The organism is uncultured Acetatifactor sp. (assembly GCF_948601915.1).
In the GTDB taxonomy this organism is placed as follows: domain Bacteria; phylum Bacillota; class Clostridia; order Lachnospirales; family Lachnospiraceae; genus Acetatifactor.
In genome coordinates this window covers 2099-2588 of record NZ_CAPDXS010000144.1, presented here as the reverse complement: position 1 = coordinate 2588, position 490 = coordinate 2099, and the positions used below count along the sequence as shown (strand labels likewise).

Genomic DNA, 490 nt, shown 5'->3' with positions numbered 1-490 from the left:
TCCAAAAATCAAGACAATCTCTTTACCAAAAAGCATCACCAAACATAGTAATAGTCCAATAAGTATTAATATTTGATTGGCTCGTTTAGACAGAACATCAAATTCACCCGATTTAATCTTTTGATATTGAAAAGGCGCGAAAGATGAATTAATTGCTGCAGTCACCAATCCTATTAGAGATCCTATGGCATAAGATATACTATATATTGCGACATCATGCGATCCGCACATATAATTAATCATTATTTTATCAGAACTCTGAAGTATAAATTCTGACAAATAATGTGGCATAAGCGGGATACAAAAGCCAAGCGCAAATTTCCAAACATACTTATCGATAAAAGATTTTGACTTCCTAAATACAAGAAAATAGATAAATATTCCAATCAAAGCATAAACTATTGTTGAAGCTTCCGCTCTTACTGTTGCGGTAGGACTAACAAACACTATTGAAAATGTACTAACAATAGCTGAACCGCCTGTCATTAGC

General features: G+C 33.3%; 1 pseudogene (only partly in view). It reads right to left on the bottom strand.

What is annotated here, in order from left to right:
• Positions 1–490: pseudogene (locus tag Q2B33_RS19615) on the bottom strand (lipopolysaccharide biosynthesis protein) (it extends past both window edges: 459 nt to the left, 476 nt to the right).